The sequence below is a fragment of the Vibrio sp. SCSIO 43133 genome (assembly GCF_023716845.1).
Taxonomy (GTDB): domain Bacteria; phylum Pseudomonadota; class Gammaproteobacteria; order Enterobacterales; family Vibrionaceae; genus Vibrio; species Vibrio mediterranei.
In genome coordinates, this window is sequence record NZ_CP068024.1 from 3,036,500 (window position 1) to 3,056,617 (window position 20,118).

15 protein-coding genes are annotated in these 20,118 nt (G+C 45.1%); all 15 read right to left on the minus strand.

Translation table 11 applies throughout. The annotated features are described in order from the left end of the window. Positions 1-62: 62 nt before the first annotated feature. The 15 genes from secA to rsmH all read right to left on the minus strand — a co-directional run bounded on the left by secA (position 63) and on the right by rsmH (position 20,054). Complete coding sequence (gene secA / locus JKJ11_RS14225; RefSeq protein ID WP_124940238.1) at positions 63-2,795, minus strand: preprotein translocase subunit SecA; 2,733 nt, start codon at positions 2,793-2,795, stop codon at positions 63-65. A gap of 497 nt (positions 2,796-3,292) precedes the next feature. After that, a complete protein-coding gene (lpxC, locus tag JKJ11_RS14230) occupies positions 3,293-4,210 on the minus strand; it encodes a UDP-3-O-acyl-N-acetylglucosamine deacetylase (protein WP_031494089.1) in 918 nt (305 codons plus the stop codon). 99 nt (positions 4,211-4,309) lie between these two features. Then, on the minus strand, positions 4,310-5,539 hold the full coding sequence (gene ftsZ, locus JKJ11_RS14235; protein WP_031495612.1) for a cell division protein FtsZ: 1,230 nt from the start codon (positions 5,537-5,539) through the stop codon (positions 4,310-4,312). A gap of 29 nt (positions 5,540-5,568) precedes the next feature. Further along, positions 5,569-6,831 carry a cell division protein FtsA gene (ftsA, locus tag JKJ11_RS14240; protein ID WP_038223983.1) on the minus strand — a complete coding sequence of 421 codons (1,263 nt, stop codon included), beginning with the start codon at positions 6,829-6,831 and terminating at the stop codon, positions 5,569-5,571. A gap of 110 nt (positions 6,832-6,941) precedes the next feature. Beyond that, positions 6,942-7,736, minus strand: coding sequence for a cell division protein FtsQ/DivIB (locus JKJ11_RS14245; protein WP_006072718.1), 795 nt, complete (start codon positions 7,734-7,736; stop codon positions 6,942-6,944). Positions 7,737-7,969: 233 nt separating this feature from the next. Beyond that, positions 7,970-9,430: a UDP-N-acetylmuramate--L-alanine ligase gene (gene murC / locus JKJ11_RS14250; protein WP_006072717.1), complete on the minus strand. Its 1,461-nt coding sequence runs from the start codon at positions 9,428-9,430 to the stop codon at positions 7,970-7,972. An 18-nt stretch (positions 9,431-9,448) separates the two neighbouring features. Beyond that, positions 9,449-10,510, minus strand: a complete 1,062-nt coding sequence (murG, locus tag JKJ11_RS14255; protein ID WP_031494213.1) for an undecaprenyldiphospho-muramoylpentapeptide beta-N-acetylglucosaminyltransferase — start codon at positions 10,508-10,510, stop codon at positions 9,449-9,451. Then, the gene (gene ftsW / locus JKJ11_RS14260) at positions 10,497-11,723 is read right to left on the minus strand and encodes a cell division protein FtsW (protein WP_006072713.1); all 1,227 of its coding nucleotides are present in this window, start codon (positions 11,721-11,723) and stop codon (positions 10,497-10,499) included. The genes murG and ftsW overlap by 14 nt, the downstream gene beginning before the upstream one ends. A 14-nt stretch (positions 11,724-11,737) precedes the next feature. Continuing rightward, the gene (murD, locus tag JKJ11_RS14265) at positions 11,738-13,066 is read right to left on the minus strand and encodes a UDP-N-acetylmuramoyl-L-alanine--D-glutamate ligase (RefSeq protein WP_198558298.1); all 1,329 of its coding nucleotides are present in this window, start codon (positions 13,064-13,066) and stop codon (positions 11,738-11,740) included. Positions 13,067-13,089: 23 nt separating this feature from the next. Next, on the minus strand, positions 13,090-14,172 hold the full coding sequence (mraY, locus tag JKJ11_RS14270; RefSeq protein WP_006072711.1) for a phospho-N-acetylmuramoyl-pentapeptide-transferase: 1,083 nt from the start codon (positions 14,170-14,172) through the stop codon (positions 13,090-13,092). Further along, positions 14,169-15,533, minus strand: a complete 1,365-nt coding sequence (locus JKJ11_RS14275) for a UDP-N-acetylmuramoyl-tripeptide--D-alanyl-D-alanine ligase (RefSeq protein ID WP_096442833.1) — start codon at positions 15,531-15,533, stop codon at positions 14,169-14,171. The genes mraY and JKJ11_RS14275 overlap by 4 nt, the downstream gene beginning before the upstream one ends. Then, on the minus strand, positions 15,530-17,029 hold the full coding sequence (murE, locus tag JKJ11_RS14280) for a UDP-N-acetylmuramoyl-L-alanyl-D-glutamate--2,6-diaminopimelate ligase (RefSeq protein ID WP_198558300.1): 1,500 nt from the start codon (positions 17,027-17,029) through the stop codon (positions 15,530-15,532). Before murE ends, JKJ11_RS14275 begins: the two co-directional genes overlap by 4 nt. 9 nt (positions 17,030-17,038) lie before the next feature. After that, positions 17,039-18,775, minus strand: coding sequence for a peptidoglycan glycosyltransferase FtsI (locus tag JKJ11_RS14285; protein ID WP_006072706.1), 1,737 nt, complete (start codon positions 18,773-18,775; stop codon positions 17,039-17,041). Beyond that, positions 18,772-19,092, minus strand: coding sequence for a cell division protein FtsL (gene ftsL / locus JKJ11_RS14290; protein ID WP_006072704.1), 321 nt, complete (start codon positions 19,090-19,092; stop codon positions 18,772-18,774). The genes JKJ11_RS14285 and ftsL overlap by 4 nt, the downstream gene beginning before the upstream one ends. Positions 19,093-19,103: 11 nt before the next feature. Then, positions 19,104-20,054: a 16S rRNA (cytosine(1402)-N(4))-methyltransferase RsmH gene (gene rsmH, locus JKJ11_RS14295; protein WP_006072702.1), complete on the minus strand. Its 951-nt coding sequence runs from the start codon at positions 20,052-20,054 to the stop codon at positions 19,104-19,106. Positions 20,055-20,118 lie beyond the last annotated feature (64 nt).

Genomic DNA, 20,118 nt, shown 5'->3' on the forward strand with positions numbered 1-20,118 from the left:
TCTCGTAAATTCAGATTAAAAAAAGAGCCGCATAATGCGACTCTTCATTTTTACATCATGGTTTAGTTAATCTTACCATGGCATTGTTTGTATTTCTTACCAGATCCACAAGGACATGGTTCATTGCGCCCAACCTTACGTTCTTCACGAACCATAGGCTGTTGTGAACCATCACCAGACTCTTCTGAGTGATCAGCAAGTTGGTTCTCAGCATCCGCGTGTTGAGCATGTGCTTTTGCTGCTGCCGCCTCTGCTTGCGCTTGACGCTGAGCTTCCATACGCTCAACTTCTTCTTGCTGTTGCACACGTACTTTTGAAAGTATAGTGATCACGTCAAATTTCAGAGAATCCAACAGTTGCTCAAACAACTCAAACGACTCACGCTTGTATTCTTGTTTCGGGTTCTTCTGAGCATAACCACGAAGGTGAATACCTTGACGTAGATGATCCATAGCCGCTAGATGCTCTTTCCATAGCGTATCTAGAGTCTGCAGCATGACCGATTTTTCAAAGTTACGAAGTACTTGTGCACCAACAGTTTCTTCTTTCTGTTGATAAATCGTTACTGCTGTATCAAGGATTTTCTCACGAAGTGCTTCTTCATAGAGCTTGTCATCTTCATCAAGCCAAGTTTTGATTGGAAGCTCTAAATCGAAGTCGTTCTTCAGACGTTCTTCTAGACCCTCGATATCCCACATATCTTCTAGAGATTGAGGTGGGATGTACTCATCGATAACAGAAGTGAACACATCAGCACGGTTTTGCTCAAGCATTTCACTAATGTCTTCTGCCGTCATTAATTCATCACGAAGCTCGTAGACTACTTTACGCTGGTCATTGGCTACGTCGTCAAACTCAAGCAATTGCTTACGGATATCGAAGTTACGACCTTCCACTTTACGCTGAGCTTTCTCAATAGATCGCGATAACATCTTACTTTCAATCGCTTCACCTTCGTCCATACCACTTTGGATAAGGCTAGCCATACGATCAGAAGTGAAAATACGGAGTAGTTGATCTTCCATTGATAGATAGAAACGAGACGAACCAGCATCACCTTGACGACCAGAACGACCACGTAACTGGTTATCGATACGGCGAGATTCATGACGCTCTGTACCAATGATATGTAGACCACCAGCAGCAAGAACTTGATCATGAATCACTTTCCATTCTGCTTTAATGGCATCGATTTGCTCTTGCGTAGGCTCAGAAATCTGTTCAACTTTAGACTGCCAGCTACCACCTAACACGATATCGGTACCACGACCCGCCATGTTAGTTGCGATAGTTACCGCACCTGGCGTACCCGCTTCAGCAACGATTTCAGCTTCGCGTTCGTGGAACTTCGCGTTAAGAACGTTGTGCTTGATCTTAGCTTGCTTCAACGCATTAGATAACAGCTCTGACTTCTCAATCGAAACCGTACCAACCAGAATAGGCTGACCTTTTGCACTGCGCTCTTTAATGTCCTCGATAATCGCGTTGAATTTTTCAACTTCAGTACGATAAACCACATCAGCCATGTCATCACGAACCATTGGTTTATTGGTTGGGATAACAACTGTTTCTAAACCATAGATAGACTGGAACTCAAACGCTTCAGTATCTGCCGTACCTGTCATACCCGACAGTTTTTCATAAAGACGGAAGTAGTTCTGGAACGTAATAGAAGCAAGTGTTTGGTTTTCGTTTTGAATCTTCACCCCTTCTTTCGCTTCAACAGCTTGGTGAAGACCTTCAGACCAACGACGGCCTGGCATAGTACGACCAGTATGCTCATCAACGATAACTACTTCGCCTTGCTCGTTAACGATATAGTCAACGTTTTTCTCAAATAAAACATGAGCACGAAGGGCGGCGTTCACGTGATGCAATAGGCTAATATTGGTTGGCGAGTAAAGTGTGTCACCCTCTTCCATCAAACCATTTTTGATCAATAGTTCTTCAACAAACTCCTGACCTGTTTCGGTTAAGTGAACCTGTTTTGATTTTTCATCAACCGTGTAGTGACCATCACCACGGTACTCTTCTGAGTCTTCTTGATCTTGTTGTTCAAGCTGAGGAATTAACGTGTTAATACGTGTATATAGCTCTGAACTGTCTTCAGCAGGACCTGAAATAATAAGTGGAGTACGAGCTTCATCAATTAAGATTGAGTCCACTTCATCGACAACAGCAAAGAATCGCTCACGCTGAACTCGGTCTTCCACACGGAAAGCCATGTTATCACGTAGGTAGTCAAAACCAAATTCGTTGTTGGTACCGTATAGAATGTCCGCTTGATAAGCTTCTTTCTTTTCTTGTGGGTGCATGTTTGGCACGTTCACGCCAACACTCATGCCTAGGAATTCAAATAGAGCGCGGTTTGTTTCAGCATCGCGTTTTGCTAAGTAGTCATTCACGGTTACGATGTGAACGCCTTTGCCCGGTAGAGCATTTAGATAAGCAGGCAAAGTTGCTGTTAGCGTTTTACCTTCACCAGTGCGCATCTCTGCAATTTGACCAGAGTTCAACACCATGCCACCGATAAGCTGAACGTCGAAATGGCGCATCCCGAAGACACGTTTAGACGCTTCACGAACTGTAGCAAATGCTTCTGGCAGAAGTTGGTCTAGGTTTTCACCTTTATCCAATCGCTCACGAAACTCTACTGTTTTTGCTTTCAGTTCTTCGTCAGACAATGCTTCGAACTGTGGCTCGTAGTTATTGATCTGCTTTACGATTTTTCTTAGTCGACGCAGTGTTCTGTCGTTACGACTACCGATGACCTTTGTCAGTAGGTTAGTAATCATTGTGTTTTTATTCTCTCTACCATTAGATCATATCGACCTATTAAAATTGCCTTCCGTCTCGACTAGGGTCTACTGACCTAACTGAGATAAAATCTATACCAACTGATATTGAGTTCAAGCTGTTAAATTTCAAGGCAGATATACCAATTAATGGCACATAGTTTAAGGAATTTTTGCCCTAACAACCAAGCTTCAATACAAACTAACCGTAATTAGTTTGATGTGTTTGGAAGTTTTGTCATATAAAGCCGTATTCAGCGCAGCATTGTGGCGGATATTTCTAAACGGAGATAGCGGCAGCATACATCAAAAGTGAAAACTTAAACTGCACAGCGAGTATCATTTAAAGCAACCAAACTGCAAGATCACGAAGATCCACTGCAGATCTTTGCCACTATTAAGTAAAGTGCAACAGGCAACAAACTGCCACTTCACTGTTTAATAGGCATAAAAAAACCAGACTCAAGGTCTGGTTTTTTTTAAACACTAGTAGTTTTTTAAGCGAGGACCATGTTTGGTTCTGCAAAAGCAACTGGAGAACCAGCTTGCTCTTCGAATGTAGCCCATTCCCACGCTTCTTGGTCTGCCAATACCGCACGCAGTAGTTGGTTATTTAGACCATGACCTGACTTATACGCAGAGAACTCACCAACAATCGCGTGACCAGCCATATAGAGATCGCCAATCGCATCCAACACTTTGTGAGTAACAAACTCATTATCGAAACGAAGACCCTCTTCGTTAAGAATACGGTATTCATCAAGAACGATAGCATTATCGAAGCTACCACCTAACACAAGATTTTGTGATTGTAGGTACTCGATGTCACGCATGAAACCAAAAGTACGAGCGCGAGCGATATCTTTAATAAAGCCTTGCGACGAGAAATCAAACTGCAGACGCTGTTCGTCAGCATCAATTGCAGGGTGGTTGAACTCAATCTCGAAATCCATACGGAAACCGTTGTATGGACGAAGCTCTGCCCACTTATCACCATCTTCGAAACGCACTGGTTTCTTGATACGGATGAAACGTTTTGGTGCATTCTGAGTTTCGATGCCTGCTTGTTGTAGCAAGTATACAAACGGGCTTGCACTGCCATCCATAATAGGGATTTCAGGCGCATCAACTTCAACGATGATGTTATCAATGCCCATACCCGCTAATGCTGCATTCAAGTGCTCGACTGTTGAAATACGAACACCGTCATCATTAACAAGCGCAGTACATAGCATTGTGTCGCGCACAGAAAGAGGATCCGCAGGAAAATCCACAGGCGGATTCACGTCAGTACGACGGTAAACGACACCAGTATTAGCAGCCGCTGGACGCAAAGTTAGTGTTACTTTACGGCCAGAGTGGAGACCCACTCCTACAGTAGTCACTATTTCTTTAAGCGTACGTTGTCTGATCATCTACAAACCTCTTCTTCAACGCTACAAATCACGGTTGATTATGTAAGCAACCGCGAATCCTACCAGATTTTTGAGCTGTGTCAAATTTAAGCAGACAGCTTAGTCTGCTTGACGACGCAAAAATGCTGGAATATCTAAGTAGCCACTTTCCTTTTCAGGTTTAGGTGCAGCACTAGTATTCGCGCCAGATGCAGGTGCATTTGATCCCGAATGACTCGGTGTGTTCACTTCAACCTTGTCCTGACTATTTACAGGCAAAGTTTGTGCCACTTTCTCTTCAACTTTCGCAGCTGGAGCTTGCGTTTGTTGTTGTGGCTGACTTGCTGTTACTGGTGTTTTACCACCTGCAACAAGCGTGATGTCAGGTTTGCGCTCATTACCGATACCAGTAGCAACCACAGTCACGCGAATTTCGTCGCTCATGTCAGGGTCTAGCGAAGTACCAATTACCACTGTTGCATTATCAGAAGCAAAAGCCTTCACTGTATTACCGACTGTTTCAAACTCGTCTAAACGCATATCCAGACCAGCAGTAATGTTCACTAGAACACCACGAGCACCAGCAAGATCGATATCTTCTAGAAGCGGGCTAGAAATCGCCATTTCAGCGGCTTCTTCTGCACGGTCTTCGCCTTTAGCAACACCGCTACCCATCATCGCATGACCCATCTCAGACATCACAGTACGTACGTCCGCAAAGTCGACGTTAATCATGCCTGGGCGAGTAATTAGCTCTGCAATACCTTGAACGGCATTCTTAAGAACATCGTTCGCACTTGCAAAGGCTTCTAAAAGCGTAACACCACGACCTAGTACTTTAAGTAGCTTTTCATTTGGAATAGTGATTAAAGAGTCAACATGCTTTGATAGCTCTTCAATACCCTGTTCTGCAAATGCAAGACGCTTTTTACCCTCGAAGCTAAATGGTTTAGTCACCACCGCAACAGTAAGAATACCAAGCTCTTTCGCTACTTCAGCAATAACGGGAGCTGCACCGGTTCCGGTACCACCACCCATACCAGCTGCGATAAATACCATATCGGCGCCAGTAATGCTTTCTTTAATTCTTTCTTTATCTTCGAGAGCTGCATCACGTCCAACTTGTGGGTTTGCACCCGCACCCAAGCCTTTTGTAATATCGCCGCCGATTTGAATGACGTGACTAATACTCGTTTTGCGAAGTGCCTGAGCATCCGTATTCACACTAATGAAATCAACCCCTTCGATTGACTCACGAACCATGTGTTCTACAGCGTTACCACCGCCACCGCCGACTCCAACTACTTTAATGACTGCTTCGTCAGACATTTCCATCATCGGTTCAAACATTTGTTATCTCCGTTTTCCTGCAACTCAGGTTAAAACTCTTTTTGTATCCAATTACGCAACTTTCCAAAGATTGTCGACACCGATTGACGTTTTGGTTCGTTATAATCATTGTCGTCATTGATCTGACTGTCTCTTGCGTAATGAAGTAATCCAACGGCCGTAGAATGATACGGCTCCTTTACATAGTCCGTGAGACCGCTAACCTCTAAAGGCTTGCCTACACGAACCTGATTGCGGAAGACGCGCTCTGCACACTCCACAACCCCTTCAATTTGTGCTGCGCCGCCCGTTAAGACCACGCCTGCTGCTAGATGATGTTTTACACCATTCTCTCTTAGTTTAGCTTGAACATTATCAATGGTTTGATTTACTAGTCCCATTAACTCTGTATAGCGTGGTTCTATCACTTCTGCCAATGTTTGGCGTTGCAAACTACGAGAAGGTCGACCACCAACGCTTGGAACGTTAACTGTATCATCTTTGCTCACTAGTTCGCTTAGAGCACAACCATACTTTACTTTTATTTCTTCTGCATCACTAAGAGGTGTACCAAATGCAAATGCAATATCACTGGTCACCGCATTACCAGCATAAGAGAACACTTCTGTATGTCGAAGTGCACCACCGGTCCAAATAGAGACATCCATGGTTCCCGCGCCAATGTCTACGACACAAACGCCCAGCTCTCGTTCATCTTCAGTAATAACAGCGTTACTGGAAGCTAATCCAGAGAAAACCAACTGCTCTACCTTTAATCCACAACGCTCAACAGCCTTGATGATATTTCTTGCCATATCATTGTGACAAGAAATCAGATGAACACTCACTTCCATTCGAACACCAGACAAGCCAAGCGGATTTTTTATCCCTTCTTGATAGTCTATGGTAAATTCCTGAGGAATCACATGAAGAATACGTTGTTCATCACCAATTTTAATGGATTTCGCGGTATGAATCGCTCGGTCCATATCATCCTGTGACACTTCTTCCTCAGAAATGGTTCCCATGCCTTTTTCAATTCGACTCGCAATATGCTTGCCTGAAAGAGAAATAAATACATTGCTAATCTGGCATTCTGCCATCAACTCAGCTTGATCGATCGCACGCTGCACGGATTTAACCACTGACTCTAGGTCGTTTACACCGCCTTTGTCCATGCCTCGAGAAGGACTGGAGCCAGCACCAATGATATTGACCTGACCGTCGGGTAATACTTCACCGACCAACGCAGATACAGTTGCAGTGCCTATATCAAGACCGACAATAATATTGTCATCCGTGGTCTTCGTCATCTGTACTCTCTTTGTTATAGATATTTCAATTTCCAGCGAACAATCTTGTTGCTCAATGTCCAAACTGAACTTAGGTATCGATAAATTGCTCTACCGATACGTAATACCAGTCATCCTACTTTTTTGCTCTCTGCGTGAGCGGTTCCAGCCTCTTCCGCAGGGAACCAGCCAACCGCAGCGCCGGTATCATATCTTAAGTCGATATAACTAATTTTAGAGACTTGATCGCCCAACTTTCGATAAAGCGAAATAAAGCGCTCCAAGCGCTCCTGCATCGAGTCTTTACCCAACTCTAAACGGATACCGTTGTCCAAAATAACTTGCCAAGCTCGGCGTTCGTTCAGTACCAATGATGATATGGATAACCCAAGCGGTGCTAATTGCCCGTTGCTGTCTCGATAAGTTTGAAGTACTTGTAACTCAGTGCCTTTTGGCCCATAAAGTTTTACTTTCTGCTCTTCAATTGCCGACACATCACCGCTAAACACAACACCGTTTGTGTCTAACATATCAATACCATTCCAGATGGCACTAGCCTGATGCTCTGTAAGAAAGACTTTTACTGTATCTGGCCATTGTTTGCGAACGGAGGCCTGAGATACCCAAGGGATTTGCTCGACGCTTTGCTGCAGCACATTGATGTCTTGAGACATAAAAGTGCCAATGTGTTCAAGGTTGGCAAATGCGTGTTGCACATCCTTGGCAGTTACATGAGTTAAATCGCCCTGCAACACTATCTTTGATAAAGGGAGGCGCTGGTCGTCCCACATCCAGCTAATGGTGGAATAAAGTGTTGAACCTATTACGGTGATTACAGCTAATAAAAAAACAGCCCCGACCCCATGTTTAGAAAACAAGGTAATTCGACGCGTTGATTCTGCACTGCTCTCTGAAGTTTCAGTCAAACTCTTTGGTCCTTTATTAACTTCTCTTCGCCTTTCCTTAAGATAGTGGAATAAGAGTCTAATCTAATATTGTTAACCTTAGGATTATACTAATGAATATCAAACTATCAAACACTGAACCTAAGAAATATCGGCTTTTACACATTGAAATAACAAAAATGTTCGACTAAGCGATCAAAATTCTCGATAGCTCGGTCGAACAGTTAAGTTTTTTACTAATTGAACTGACGTTGCTAACTATTCTGCATTAGCTGGATATCTAACTTCATCTGCTCAAGCTTTCTGGCTACTTTACCGATATCACCAGCACCTTGCGTCAGAAGAAGGTCGCCTTCTTGCAAAAGATTCGATAAAACAGATGGTAACGCATTCACGTCTGGAACAAAAACAGGATCCAACTTACCTCTTGTACGAATAGTACGACATAGTGAGCGTCCATCAGCCCCAGCAATCGGAGCCTCTCCTGCCGAATAAACATCCAACATCACTAAAACATCAACTTGTTCCAGCACATTGGCAAAGTCATCATATAAATCGCGAGTACGACTATATCGATGAGGTTGGAAAATCATCACTAAGCGTTTTTCTGCCCAGCCATTGCGCGCCGCTTTAATCGTAACATCCACTTCTGTTGGGTGATGGCCGTAGTCATCCACTAGCATCACTTTACCGTTACCTGTTTCAAACTCACCAAGGTGCTCAAAGCGTCGGCCAGTACCTTCAGTCCCTAACATGGCGTTAACGATAGCTTCATCGGCAATATTATCTTCCGTTGCAACAGCAATCGCCGCCGCTGCATTAAGAGCATTATGTTGACCTGGAATATTTAGAGTAATTTCTAAGTTCTCTCGGCCTTTTCTGACAACCGTGAATTTACCTTGCTGGCCGTCTTGACGATAGTTCTCAATTCGCACATCTGCATCATCAGAAAAACCATAAGTAATCACTTGACGACTAACACTTGGAATCAATTCACGAACTACCGGATCGTCAACACACATCACCGCCTGACCGTAGAAAGGCAGGTTATGTAAGAAATCGATAAAGGTTTGTTTTAGCGTATCAAAGTCTCCACCATAGGTATCCATATGGTCAGCTTCAATATTAGTCACAATACTCACCATCGGTTGCAGGTGAAGGAAAGACGCATCACTTTCATCCGCTTCAGCGATCAATATTCGGCTTGAGCCTAATCGAGCATTAGTACCAGCACTTTTTACCAAGCCACCGTTAACAAACGTCGGATCCATTCCAGCTTCCGAATAAATCTGAGTAACCAGTGCAGTCGTCGTGGTTTTACCGTGCGTACCAGCCACAGCGATCCCATGTCTAAAACGCATCAGTTCCGCTAGCATTTCAGCACGGCGAACTACAGGAATTCTCAGCTCTTTTGCAGCAACTAATTCTTGGTTTTCTGGATCGATAGCCGTAGACACCACTACCACACTTGCATTTTCAATATTGCTCGCCTGATGGCCAATATAGACAGTGGCACCTTTTTGAGTCAGACGCTCTGTCACAGCATTTTCAGCAAGATCTGAACCGGTAATCTGATAGCCTTCATTAAGCAGTACCTCTGCGATACCACTCATGCCAGCACCACCAATTCCGACAAAGTGAATACACTTCACTCGTCTCATTTCAGGTATCAGGGCCCGTATTTGTGCTAGGTCTTGAGTATGTTGCTGTGTCATGGATTAAATCTCGTCAATCTATTTTGTTAATTCGATAATTTCTTGGGCGACGCGTGTATCTGCATCAAGTTTAGCGGCTTTTCGTGCATTCTTCGCAAGCTCTAGTAGTTGCAGTCGATCGAGCTGTTTTACCTGTTGCGCCAATTTTTCTACCGTTAAATCCGGCTGTTCAATCATATAGGCAGCGCCACTGTGCACTAGGTGATCACCATTAAGTGCTTGCTGCCGATCTTTGTGCATAAATGGAATAAATATTGCGCCTACGCCGACCGCAGCTAATTCAGAAACAGTCAAAGCACCAGAGCGACAAATTACTAGGTCAGCCCAACGATAGGCTTGGGCAACATCGTCGATAAACTCAGTAACGTCTGCATTGTCAACTGCATTGGAGCGATATAGCTCAGCCACTTCTTCGCTATTACCTTTACCCGCTTGATGACGGATTGTGTAGCCTGAACCAAGCTTTGCCATTACGGGAGGTAGCGTCTGGTTTAAAATACGTGCACCTTGACTGCCACCCATGACAAGAATACGAATATCACCTTCGCGGCCTTCAAGTCGCTGTTGCGGTTCTTCAGTATCAATTAAATCTTGTCTTACTGGGTTCCCAACTACTTCAGCGTTAGGGAATGCACCAGGGAACGCCTGGAATACTTTCTTGGCAATTTTCGACAACCATTGATTGGTTAATCCCGCTACACCATTTTGTTCGTGTAATACAACTGGAATGCCCATGGTCCAAGCCGCAATACCACCAGGGCCACTCACATAACCACCCATGCCTAGCACGGCATCCGGTTGCCATTTTTTTAGGTGCTTTCTAGCCTGTAATATAGCGCTAAATATCTGAAATGGCGCTTTCATAAGCTTGGTAATGCCTTGTCCTCGAAGACCTTTCACTTTAATGAAATCGATCTCAATACCATGCTTGGGAACCAAGTCGGCTTCCATACGATCAGCCGTTCCTAACCAGCGAATCTCCCAACCTTGTTCTTGTAGTCGATGCGCAACAGCAAGCCCTGGAAACACGTGACCACCAGTACCACCAGCCATCACCATCAAACGTTTATTCTTTTTCATCTTTGGCTTTTTTCTTGTCTTTCTCAGGAGGCGCTTCCTGAGGTGTAGGTTCATCTATGTCTGGTAACAGACGGCATTCGTGGTCGATACGTAGCAGTATCGACACCGCAACGGACATAATTATAAGACTGGAGCCACCATAACTGATTAAGGGCAATGTCAAACCTTTGGTAGGAACCATACCAGCAGCAGCACCAACGTTGACTAACGTTTGAAAAGCAAACCAAATTCCGATGGCAAAAGAGAGATAGCCCCCAAACAGTTGCTTCTTCTCAAAGGCACGCTTGCCGATGTACAGAGCTTTAATCACCAAAGCAAACACCAACATCAACACGAGAAGCACACCAATAAAACCTAACTCTTCAGCTAAAACCGCAAATACGAAGTCAGTATGCGCTTCAGGCAGGTACTCCAATTTTTGTACCGAGTTACCTAACCCTTGCCCCATCAAATTACCGCGGCCGAACGCCATCAATGATTGTGTTAGCTGGTAGCCACTTCCGAAAGGGTCTTCCCATGGGTCAAGGAAAGATGTCACTCGGCGAACACGATAGGGCTCCACCAAGATCAGGGCAATAACCGCACCAACACCAGCTACCAATAACGCGATAAACTGAGACAGCTTTGCGCCCGCTATAAACAGCATACCAAATAGGGTCACCAACATTACCACCACGGTTCCTAAGTCAGGCTGACCAAGCAACAAAATAGCAAAGGTAGTAAACACCATGATAGGTTTGATAAAGCCGCCAAAGAAGGATTGCCTTACCTCATCTTGCTTGCGAACTAGATAGCTCGACATGAAAATGAACAGTGACAATTTAGCGACTTCAGCGGGCTGCAGGTTAAAGAGCCCAAGAGGGATCCAGCGCGAAGCACCATTAACCGACTTCCCGACGGCCAATACGACGACCAGAAGAAATATCGACAGCGCAAGCAAATAAGTACTGTAACGAAACCATTTTTCCGTTGGAACTTGGAGAACAATGGACGATGTCCCAAGCGCTAGCACCAAGAAAATCGCATGTCGAAACATGAAGTGGAATGGTTGGTCAGTGAGTCTTGAACTAATAGGAAAAGAAGCCGATGTTACCATAACCAAGCCGGTAATCATCAATGCAAACGCTAACCACACTAACTGTCTATCGTAGAGGGCATCAGGAGCTGGATGTGAAAACCAACCTGTTACCCTTTGTCGAAATTGATGGAACATAGTAGCGAGTCCGTTTAACTAACTTGTTTTGAAAATTGCTGAGCCAGCTGGGTAAAGTCATCTCCACGAGCCATAAAATTGGCAAACTGATCAAAGCTTGCACAAGCTGGAGATAACATAACCATATCACCCTTTTGCAGTTCGGGTGTAATATCGGTTAGGACATTGTTGAGCGTGTCATATCGAACCGCCGATGGATGCAAGGCCATGAACTCCTCACCATCTCTCCCAAAACAGCACAACTTCACATTCAGCTCAGACAGTGGTTTGGCTAACTCAGAAAAGTCAGCGCCTTTGCCAACGCCACCTACCAAAAGATACAGTTTACCCTCTAAGGTTAAGCCAGATAACGCCGCAAGTGTGCTCGCCACGTTAGTAGCCTTGGAATCATTCACCCACTTGACGCCCTTTTCATCTGCAACCACTTGGCAACGATGACTCAAACCAGTGTACGCAGCCAAACACGCCAAACCTTTTCGGTAGTCGATACCGCTCAGTTTGAGCAATGCACAGGCCACCAGCGCATTGGACCAATTGTGCTTGCCAACCAAACGAAGTTGGTCGGTGGAAATAATGGTTTCATCGTTATCGACTAGCCAGACTTGTCCGTCGATTTCACGCATACCGAAGTCTTGCTCATTAAAACCAAACGTTGCTACAGGAAGCCCGCTCAGCTCAGGGGAAGTCTCTGGCTCATCACGATTCACCAAAGCATGTTCTGCATTGAAGAAAATACGTCGTTTCGCTTGTGCATAATCTTCCATCCCATGGTAGCGATCCATATGATCTTCGGACAGATTCAAAAATGTCGATACTTTGGTTTTTAGAGAATAGGTTGTTTCGAGTTGGAAGCTAGATAATTCTAGGACATACAAGTCGGCATTCAGTTCCAGCAAATCTAAAGCAGGAACACCAATATTACCGCCAACACCGACATTGATACCCGCAGCTTTGGCCATTGCTCCTGTTAGGTCGGTCACTGTACTTTTACCGTTGGAGCCTGTAATAGCAATAACAGGCTTGGTAGTTGCCCACGCAAACAGTTCAATATCGCCAACAACGCGAATACCTTTTTCCAGTGCCTGCTGAATTTCTGGTGTTGCCAAAGCAATACCAGGGTTGCAAACAATCAGGTCTGCTTGATTCAACCACTCAGTATTAAAGCTTCCAGCATGCAGTTCTGCACCTTCTGGCAACTGCTCAGCACCGGGAGGGTTCTCCCGACTGTCCATCACACGAACAGTCACGTCAGGATGGTTTTTACTAACATGATTAACGACAGAGAGCCCGGTAATACCGAGCCCAACTACAACGACTTGCTTTATGTCTTGCCAAGAATCCATGAACTGATTGTCCTACTGCGTTTCTAACGTACTTTAAGAGTGGCTAATCCAATAAGAACTAGTACGATTGAAATAATCCAAAAACGAACAATAACACGTGGTTCCGGCCATCCTTTTAGCTCGTAGTGGTGGTGAATAGGCGCCATACGGAAAATACGCTGGCCACGCAGTTTGTATGAACCTACCTGAAGAATAACCGACAGCGTTTCCATTACGAATACACCGCCCATAATAACAAGCACAAACTCTTGGCGAACCAACACCGCAATCACACCAAGTGCACCACCAAGTGCCAGTGAGCCAACATCACCCATAAACACTTGTGCTGGATACGTGTTAAACCAAAGGAAACCAAGGCCAGCACCAACCATTGCGGTACATACAACGACCAACTCTGAGGTATATGGGATATAAGGAATATGTAGGTAGTTAGCGAAGTTAACGTTGCCCGTAGCCCAAGCAATAACCGCAAAACCCGCCGCTACAAGTACTGTCGGCATAATAGCCAAGCCATCCAAACCATCCGTCAGGTTTACAGCGTTACTTGTGCCTACAATAACAAAATAGGTGAAGACGATATAAAACAGCCCCATCTGCGGCATTACGTCTTTGAAGAAAGGCACAACCAGCTGAGTTGCAGCCGTATCTTGTCCATGAGCATATAAAGCGAAAGCCACGAACAGAGCGATAACTGACTGCCAAAAATACTTCCAACGAGCAATCAAACCATCAGTGTTCTTACGGACAACTTTGCGATAATCGTCGACAAAACCCACTGCGCCGTAGCCAAGTAAAACAACCAATACAGCCCAAACATAAGGGTTGCTTAGGTCAGACCACAACAACACTGTTAATGTAATCGCAAACAAGATCATCACGCCGCCCATGGTTGGCGTTCCGCGCTTACTAAAGTGCGATTCAGGACCTTCGTTACGAACAACTTGACCGATTTGCAACATTTGCAGGCGAGCAATCATTTTAGGTCCCATCCATAAGGACAACCCTAAAGCGGTTAACACACTGACTATGGCTCTGAATGACAGGTATTCAAACAGTCGAAAAAAAGAAAAGTATGGCTGTAGTAATTCCGCAAGCCAAATAATCATGTGTAAGTCTCCTTCAGTGCATTAGCAATGGTGTACATGCCTGCACTTAGTGCCCCTTTCACCAATAAGGTATGAGAGGTCTGGTTTAGCTGTGTTAAATTGCGCTCGATATATTCAAGCATGCTGTCGTGACTCTGAAAATGCATACCACCACATAGGTCACTGATAACCTTCGCATCTTCACCATAGGTCAAAACATGTTCAAATGCGAAAGGAGCAGCATGTTGTCCGACTTCTTTGTGAAGTGCAAGACTTTCATGCCCCAATTCTGCCATATTACCCAGAATCAACCAGCGCTGCCCTTGCTTAAACTGTGCAAGCAAGTCAACCGCCGCTTTCATCGCAGGCACACTGGCGTTATAGCTGTCATCAATTAAGGTAATGTGCTCAGTAAGTTTTTCGACATCAACACGACGTTTAACCTTACTTAGCGATTGCAAACCTATTTTGATTTGCTCTAAGGTCGCACCACATTGAATCGCCAAAGCACTCGCAGCAACGGCATTCGCCACATTATGCTCACCTAGCAATGACAACTGCAGTTCGACATTGCCGATTGGTGTGTGCAGTGTAAATAACGGATAGCCCTCTGATGACATCGCTATGTCAGAGCCATAAAAATCGGCGTTAGTGTTTTGTTTAGAGAACGTTATAAGGTTTTTATCTTGTAAAACTTCTGACCAAATCGACTCACCTTGACTATCGAGATTGATCAGCGCTGTCCCGTTGGCTGTGAGACCCTGGTAAATTTCACCTTTCGCAGTTTTCACGCCATCAAGAGAACCAAAGCCCTCTAGGTGCGCTTCTGCCACATTATTAACCATGGCAATATCAGGTTTCACCAGCGCCGTGGTGTAAGCAATCTCGCCAATATGATTCGCACCTAGTTCGATAACAGAAAAGTCATCTTGTGGTGTGCTGCGAAGTAATGTCAGTGGAACACCAATATCATTATTGAAGTTGCCAGCTGTGTATAGCACTTGTCCAAGGCCAGATAAGATACTCGCCACCATCTCTTTTACTGTGGTTTTGCCACAGCTACCAGTAATGGCAAGAGTTTTTGTCCCACAACGACGATGCACTTCAGCCCCTAATAAGCCAAGTGCAACTTTACTATCTGCTACGATAACCTGCGGAATATCAATATCCAGTTGACGTTCAACAATCAGTGCGGCAGCACCTTTATCAGCAGCTTGCTGGCAAAAATCGTGAGCATCAAAGCGTTCACCGACTAACGCAATAAACAGTGCTCCAGACTGAATCGCACGAGTATCTGTCGTGACTTCTTGGATTTGAACCTCACCGCCACTCTGCGTACCTTCAACAATATTGGCAATGTCAGATAGTGTTAATGCAATCATAATGTAAGTCCCAATAATGTTGCGGCCGATTCTCTGTCCGAGTAATGCACCGTTTCGGTGCCAATAACCTGATAGTCTTCGTGACCTTTACCAGCGAGTAAAATAATGTCCGATGCCCCAGCTTGGTTCATCGCCACCTGCGCCGCATCAAACCGTTTGTGTTCAACAATAGCAGCTTGCGGTTGGCTCATACCGGCCAACATATCTTCGACAATAGCAGCAGGGTCTTCACTTCGAGGATTATCATCACTAAGAATAACGTGGTCAGCTAAGCGTTCAGCAATCGCCGCCATCATTGGTCGTTTTCCTTTGTCTCGGTCACCACCGCAGCCGACAATCACCCAAAGTTTACCTTCACAATGTACTCGCAACGCCAACAGCGCTTTTTCAAGAGCATCGGGGGTGTGAGCATAATCGACAACTATTTTGGGTTTACTAGTGGTTTGGAATAGTTCCATTCTGCCAAGCACTGGTTGCAGTTTCGACGCAGTTTGTTGCAGATGTTCGATATCAAAGCCAAGCGCTAATAACGACGCAAACGCCAGCATGAGATTGCTAGCGTTAAATTGACCAATCAGTGGTGCTTGCAGATTGCCTTGCCCAAAGTAACCATCGAATTCAAGTGAGATTCCGCTATCGCTGTATTCTACTGTTGTTGCCCACAGCCCTCTTTCACCTTCTTGACGTCCTTCCACAGACACCGCGATGGCATCACTTCGTTCCGTCAACCAACGGCGACCAACGACATCATCAATATTGAGAACCGCATGTTCACAATGATGGCCGGTAAACAGGAGCTTCTTCGCGGCTTCGTATCCTTCCATTGTTCCATGATAATCGAGATGATCACGGCTCAGATTGGTAAAAATACCTAACTTAAATGGCACAGCGGCAACGCGACCTTGAACTAAGCCGTGAGAAGACACTTCCATCGCTGTATAGTTCGCACCTTGCTGATCTAACTTTGCTAAGATTCGCTGTACATCAATGGCACTGCCTGTGGTGTTTTTTGCCTCTTCAAGCTGATCTAAGAAGCCATTGCCCGTCGTGCCCATAATAGCGGCTTTATCACCGAGTAAATCAATCCATTGAGCAATAAGCTGGGTGATGGTGGTTTTGCCATTCGTCCCAGTTACACCAATGACTTGTTGCTGATATTGATATAGGCGTGCCGCGATGACAGAAAGCAGCGTGTCGAGTTGGTAGAGATGGATAATTGGCACTTCACCAATATAGGTCACTTCGCCATGCTTATGCTCACTGTCTGCTTGAGCCAGCACAGACGTAGCGCCTGCTTGCACTGCTCTTTCGATAAACAGACGGCCATCGACAGTATGGCCAATGATCGCGACGAAGCTATCGCCTTGTTGAATAACCCTGCTATCTAATTCCAAATTGGAAACGACTATGTCATCAAGTGACAAGTAGCTCACAGAGCCTTCCATTTCGCTAATCCAAGGTTTTAGCAGTTTTGCCAATGTCAAAGAGGTCAACATTGTTTTCACCTATTTTTGAAACTGATTTTCATCAGGCGCTACATTTAATATTTGCAGCGAGCCTTTCATAATTTCTGAGAATACTGGGCCTGCGACAGCACCACCATAATACTGATCACCTTGTGGTTCGTTAATCACCACAACAAGCGCAATGCGAGGGTCACTCACGGGAGCAACACCCGACGTAATTGCCACGTATTCGTCACTATAGCCACCTGCTGCTGCTTTTCGTGATGTACCTGTTTTGGCTGCAACACGATATCCAGGAACGGCAGCACGCGTCGCTGTACCACCTGGTTGAGTTACCGCTTCTAGCATGTGTAATACTTCAACCGCGTAGTGATGATCTATGACCTGCTTCGATAAATCTTGCTGGTTATTCTCGATAATATGCACTGGTTGATACAACCCGCCATTACCTAATGTCGCATAGGCATGCGCTAATTGCAGTGGAGTAATCGAAATACCATAGCCGAAGGCAAGTGTAGCAATTTCAAATTGAGACCAACGGCGACGGTTAGGGAAAATACCGGTGGTTTCGCCGACTAAGTTCAGCCCAGAAAGTTGGCCAAAACCGATCGAGCTATACATTCCCAATAACTCTTGCAGTGGCATTTCCAATGCAAGCTTAGCCACACCGATGTTACTGGACTTTTGAAGAATCTTCGCCAAGTTAGCCTTACCAACTTTTGAAGTATCACGAACGCGACTCCCACCAATTTGCATGATGCCATTACCGGTATCAATCACGGTATTTTCATCGGCTACACCTGCTTCTAAAGCGGCTAACACAACAAACGGTTTAACAGTCGAGCCCGGTTCCATCGCATCGGTTATCACTCGGTTACGCATGGTAAAGGATTGACGAGAGGAGCGATTATTAGGGTTGTATGATGGTGCATTGACCATAGCCAACACACCGCCAGTCTTCACATCGATAATCACTGCACTGCCTGAGGTCGCGCGGTAATCAGCAACGGCTTGTTTTACTGCGCGATAAGCAATCGCTTGCAAACGCTGGTCAATAGTAAGTTCGAGCGGCTTACCTTCTTCGCGCTCCTCTAGAGAGATATTTTCTACGACTCGACCATAACGGTCTTTACGAATAATGCGTTTACCCGCCTCACCTGTCAGCCATTTATCATAGCTTCGTTCCACCCCTTCGAGACCATGACCATCAATGCCAGTGACCCCAACTAAGTGCGCGCTGACTTCACCAGCAGGGTAATAGCGGCGAGATTCAGCTTTCAGTCCAACTCCCGAGAGTTTTAACTCTTTGATGTACTTTGCCATGGCTGGGCTGACTTGGCGTTGCAGATAGATAAAGCGGCGAGTTTTGTTTTTCTCAATCTTATTGATAAGGGCCTGTCGGTCAAGACCAAGTACATCCGCTAGGGCATGCCAACGGTCAAGTTTTGCCAAACCATTATCTTTAAATATCGTAGCAGGATCTGCCCATACCGCTTGAACTGGAACACTGACCGCCAAGGGCTCGCCATTGCGATCTGAAATAATGCCGCGGGCAGAGGGAAGTGCTTTAACGCGAACCGAACGTAAATCGCCTTGCTTGATTAAGTTATCCGGTTCGATAACTTGGATATAGCCGATTCTGGCTACCAGTGCAGTGAAGATTAATAACACACAACCTAAGATGAGACGAAAGCGCCATGCAATCAACGTTGGAGCTTCCGCAGTTTGTGTACTTTTCTTCTTGTTGGAGGGTTTTACAACTTTTTTGCCTTTCATTTCAGGGAAACCACTACTTCCTTGTCAGCATCAGGACGCTTCATATCCAGTTCTTGCTTTGCCATCGCTTGGACTCGACTATGTTCAGACAACGCATTTTCTTCAAGAAGTAAGTTGCGCCATTCATTATCAAGCCTTTCACGCTCTTGGAGCGCCACATCTTTTTGGTTAATTGCCTGGCGAGTATGGTGAGTAGCAAAGACGACCCCCATCGCTGACGCGAATATTAATAGCAATACCATTAAAGGTACTCGACCCACCGTTATGATATCTATTCCGATGAGTTTGGCTAAGTTGTGTTTTGGCTCGTTAGACATCCACTTGTCCGCTACAGTTTTTCTGCAACTCGAAGTACAGAGCTGCGTGATCGCGTGTTCATTTCAACTTCTTGATCGGATGGTTTAAGTGCTTTACCAATTGTTTTTAGATTTGCACTCCCCAAGGCACGAATTTGATCTTCCGTCATCGGAATACCGTGAGGCACTTGAGGGCCTCTACTTTCTTTCCGCATAAAACGCTTTACCATGCGATCTTCCAACGAGTGGAAACTGATCACAGATAAACGACCTTCTGGTGCTAGAATGCTTGCAGCTCCTTTTAGAGCAGTATCGATCTCTTCAAGTTCACTGTTGATATAGATACGAAACGCTTGGAATGAACGTGTCGCTGGGTGCTTCTTCTCTTTGAAGCTTTTTGGTGCCGCGTCAGAAATTAACTTCGCTAGTTGGCCTGTGCGAGTAAGTGGCTCTTTCTCTTCATCTTCACGATGAGCAACAATCGCTTTAGCGATTCGACGAGCGTGCTTATCTTCACCAAATTCACGAATAACCCAAGTGATATCATCTAGCTCAGCCTGAGCTAACCACTCAGAAACCGGCATGCCTGATGTTGGGTCCATGCGCATATCCAGTGGGCCATCTTTCATAAAGCTAAAACCACGTTCCGCATCATCCAATTGTGGTGAAGAGACACCTAAGTCCAGCAATACACCGTCAACTTTACCAACTAAATCATAGCGTTCCGCATATTCTGCCATACCAGAAAACGGGCCGTGAATAATGGTGAATCGTGGGTCATCGATTTTACCCGCTTCTTCAATCGCTTGAGGATCTCGGTCAATACTATAAAGGCGACCATTTTCACCCAATTGTGAAAGAATTTGACGACTGTGACCACCACGTCCAAACGTCCCATCGATATAGATACCGTCAGGTTTAATGGCTAAGCCATCGATAGATTCATGAAGTAGTACCGAAATGTGTTGGAATGATTCGCTCATTGGTGATCTCGAGAGTTGCTAAAGGCAAAGTAGACAAGTGTACTGATTTCCTTCAGTAACGTCA

Excerpts from the sequence above, each read along its gene's own strand:
- ftsL (WP_006072704.1), bottom strand. The coding sequence starts at position 19,092 with ATGTCTAACGAGCCAAAACACAACTTAGCCAAACTCATCGGAATAGAT.
- JKJ11_RS14275 (WP_096442833.1), bottom strand. The coding sequence starts at position 15,533 with ATGATTGCATTAACACTATCTGACATTGCCAATATTGTTGAAGGTACG.
- rsmH (WP_006072702.1), bottom strand. The coding sequence starts at position 20,054 with ATGAGCGAATCATTCCAACACATTTCGGTACTACTTCATGAATCTATC.
- JKJ11_RS14285 (WP_006072706.1), bottom strand. The coding sequence starts at position 18,775 with ATGAAAGGCAAAAAAGTTGTAAAACCCTCCAACAAGAAGAAAAGTACA.
- murD (WP_198558298.1), bottom strand. The coding sequence starts at position 13,066 with ATGGATTCTTGGCAAGACATAAAGCAAGTCGTTGTAGTTGGGCTCGGT.
- secA (WP_124940238.1), bottom strand. The coding sequence starts at position 2,795 with ATGATTACTAACCTACTGACAAAGGTCATCGGTAGTCGTAACGACAGA.
- ftsZ (WP_031495612.1), bottom strand. The coding sequence starts at position 5,539 with ATGTTTGAACCGATGATGGAAATGTCTGACGAAGCAGTCATTAAAGTA.
- murC (WP_006072717.1), bottom strand. The coding sequence starts at position 9,430 with ATGACACAGCAACATACTCAAGACCTAGCACAAATACGGGCCCTGATA.
- mraY (WP_006072711.1), bottom strand. The coding sequence starts at position 14,172 with ATGATTATTTGGCTTGCGGAATTACTACAGCCATACTTTTCTTTTTTT.
- lpxC (WP_031494089.1), bottom strand. The coding sequence starts at position 4,210 with ATGATCAGACAACGTACGCTTAAAGAAATAGTGACTACTGTAGGAGTG.
- murG (WP_031494213.1), bottom strand. The coding sequence starts at position 10,510 with ATGAAAAAGAATAAACGTTTGATGGTGATGGCTGGTGGTACTGGTGGT.
- ftsW (WP_006072713.1), bottom strand. The coding sequence starts at position 11,723 with ATGTTCCATCAATTTCGACAAAGGGTAACAGGTTGGTTTTCACATCCA.
- ftsA (WP_038223983.1), bottom strand. The coding sequence starts at position 6,831 with ATGACGAAGACCACGGATGACAATATTATTGTCGGTCTTGATATAGGC.
- murE (WP_198558300.1), bottom strand. The coding sequence starts at position 17,029 with ATGTTGACCTCTTTGACATTGGCAAAACTGCTAAAACCTTGGATTAGC.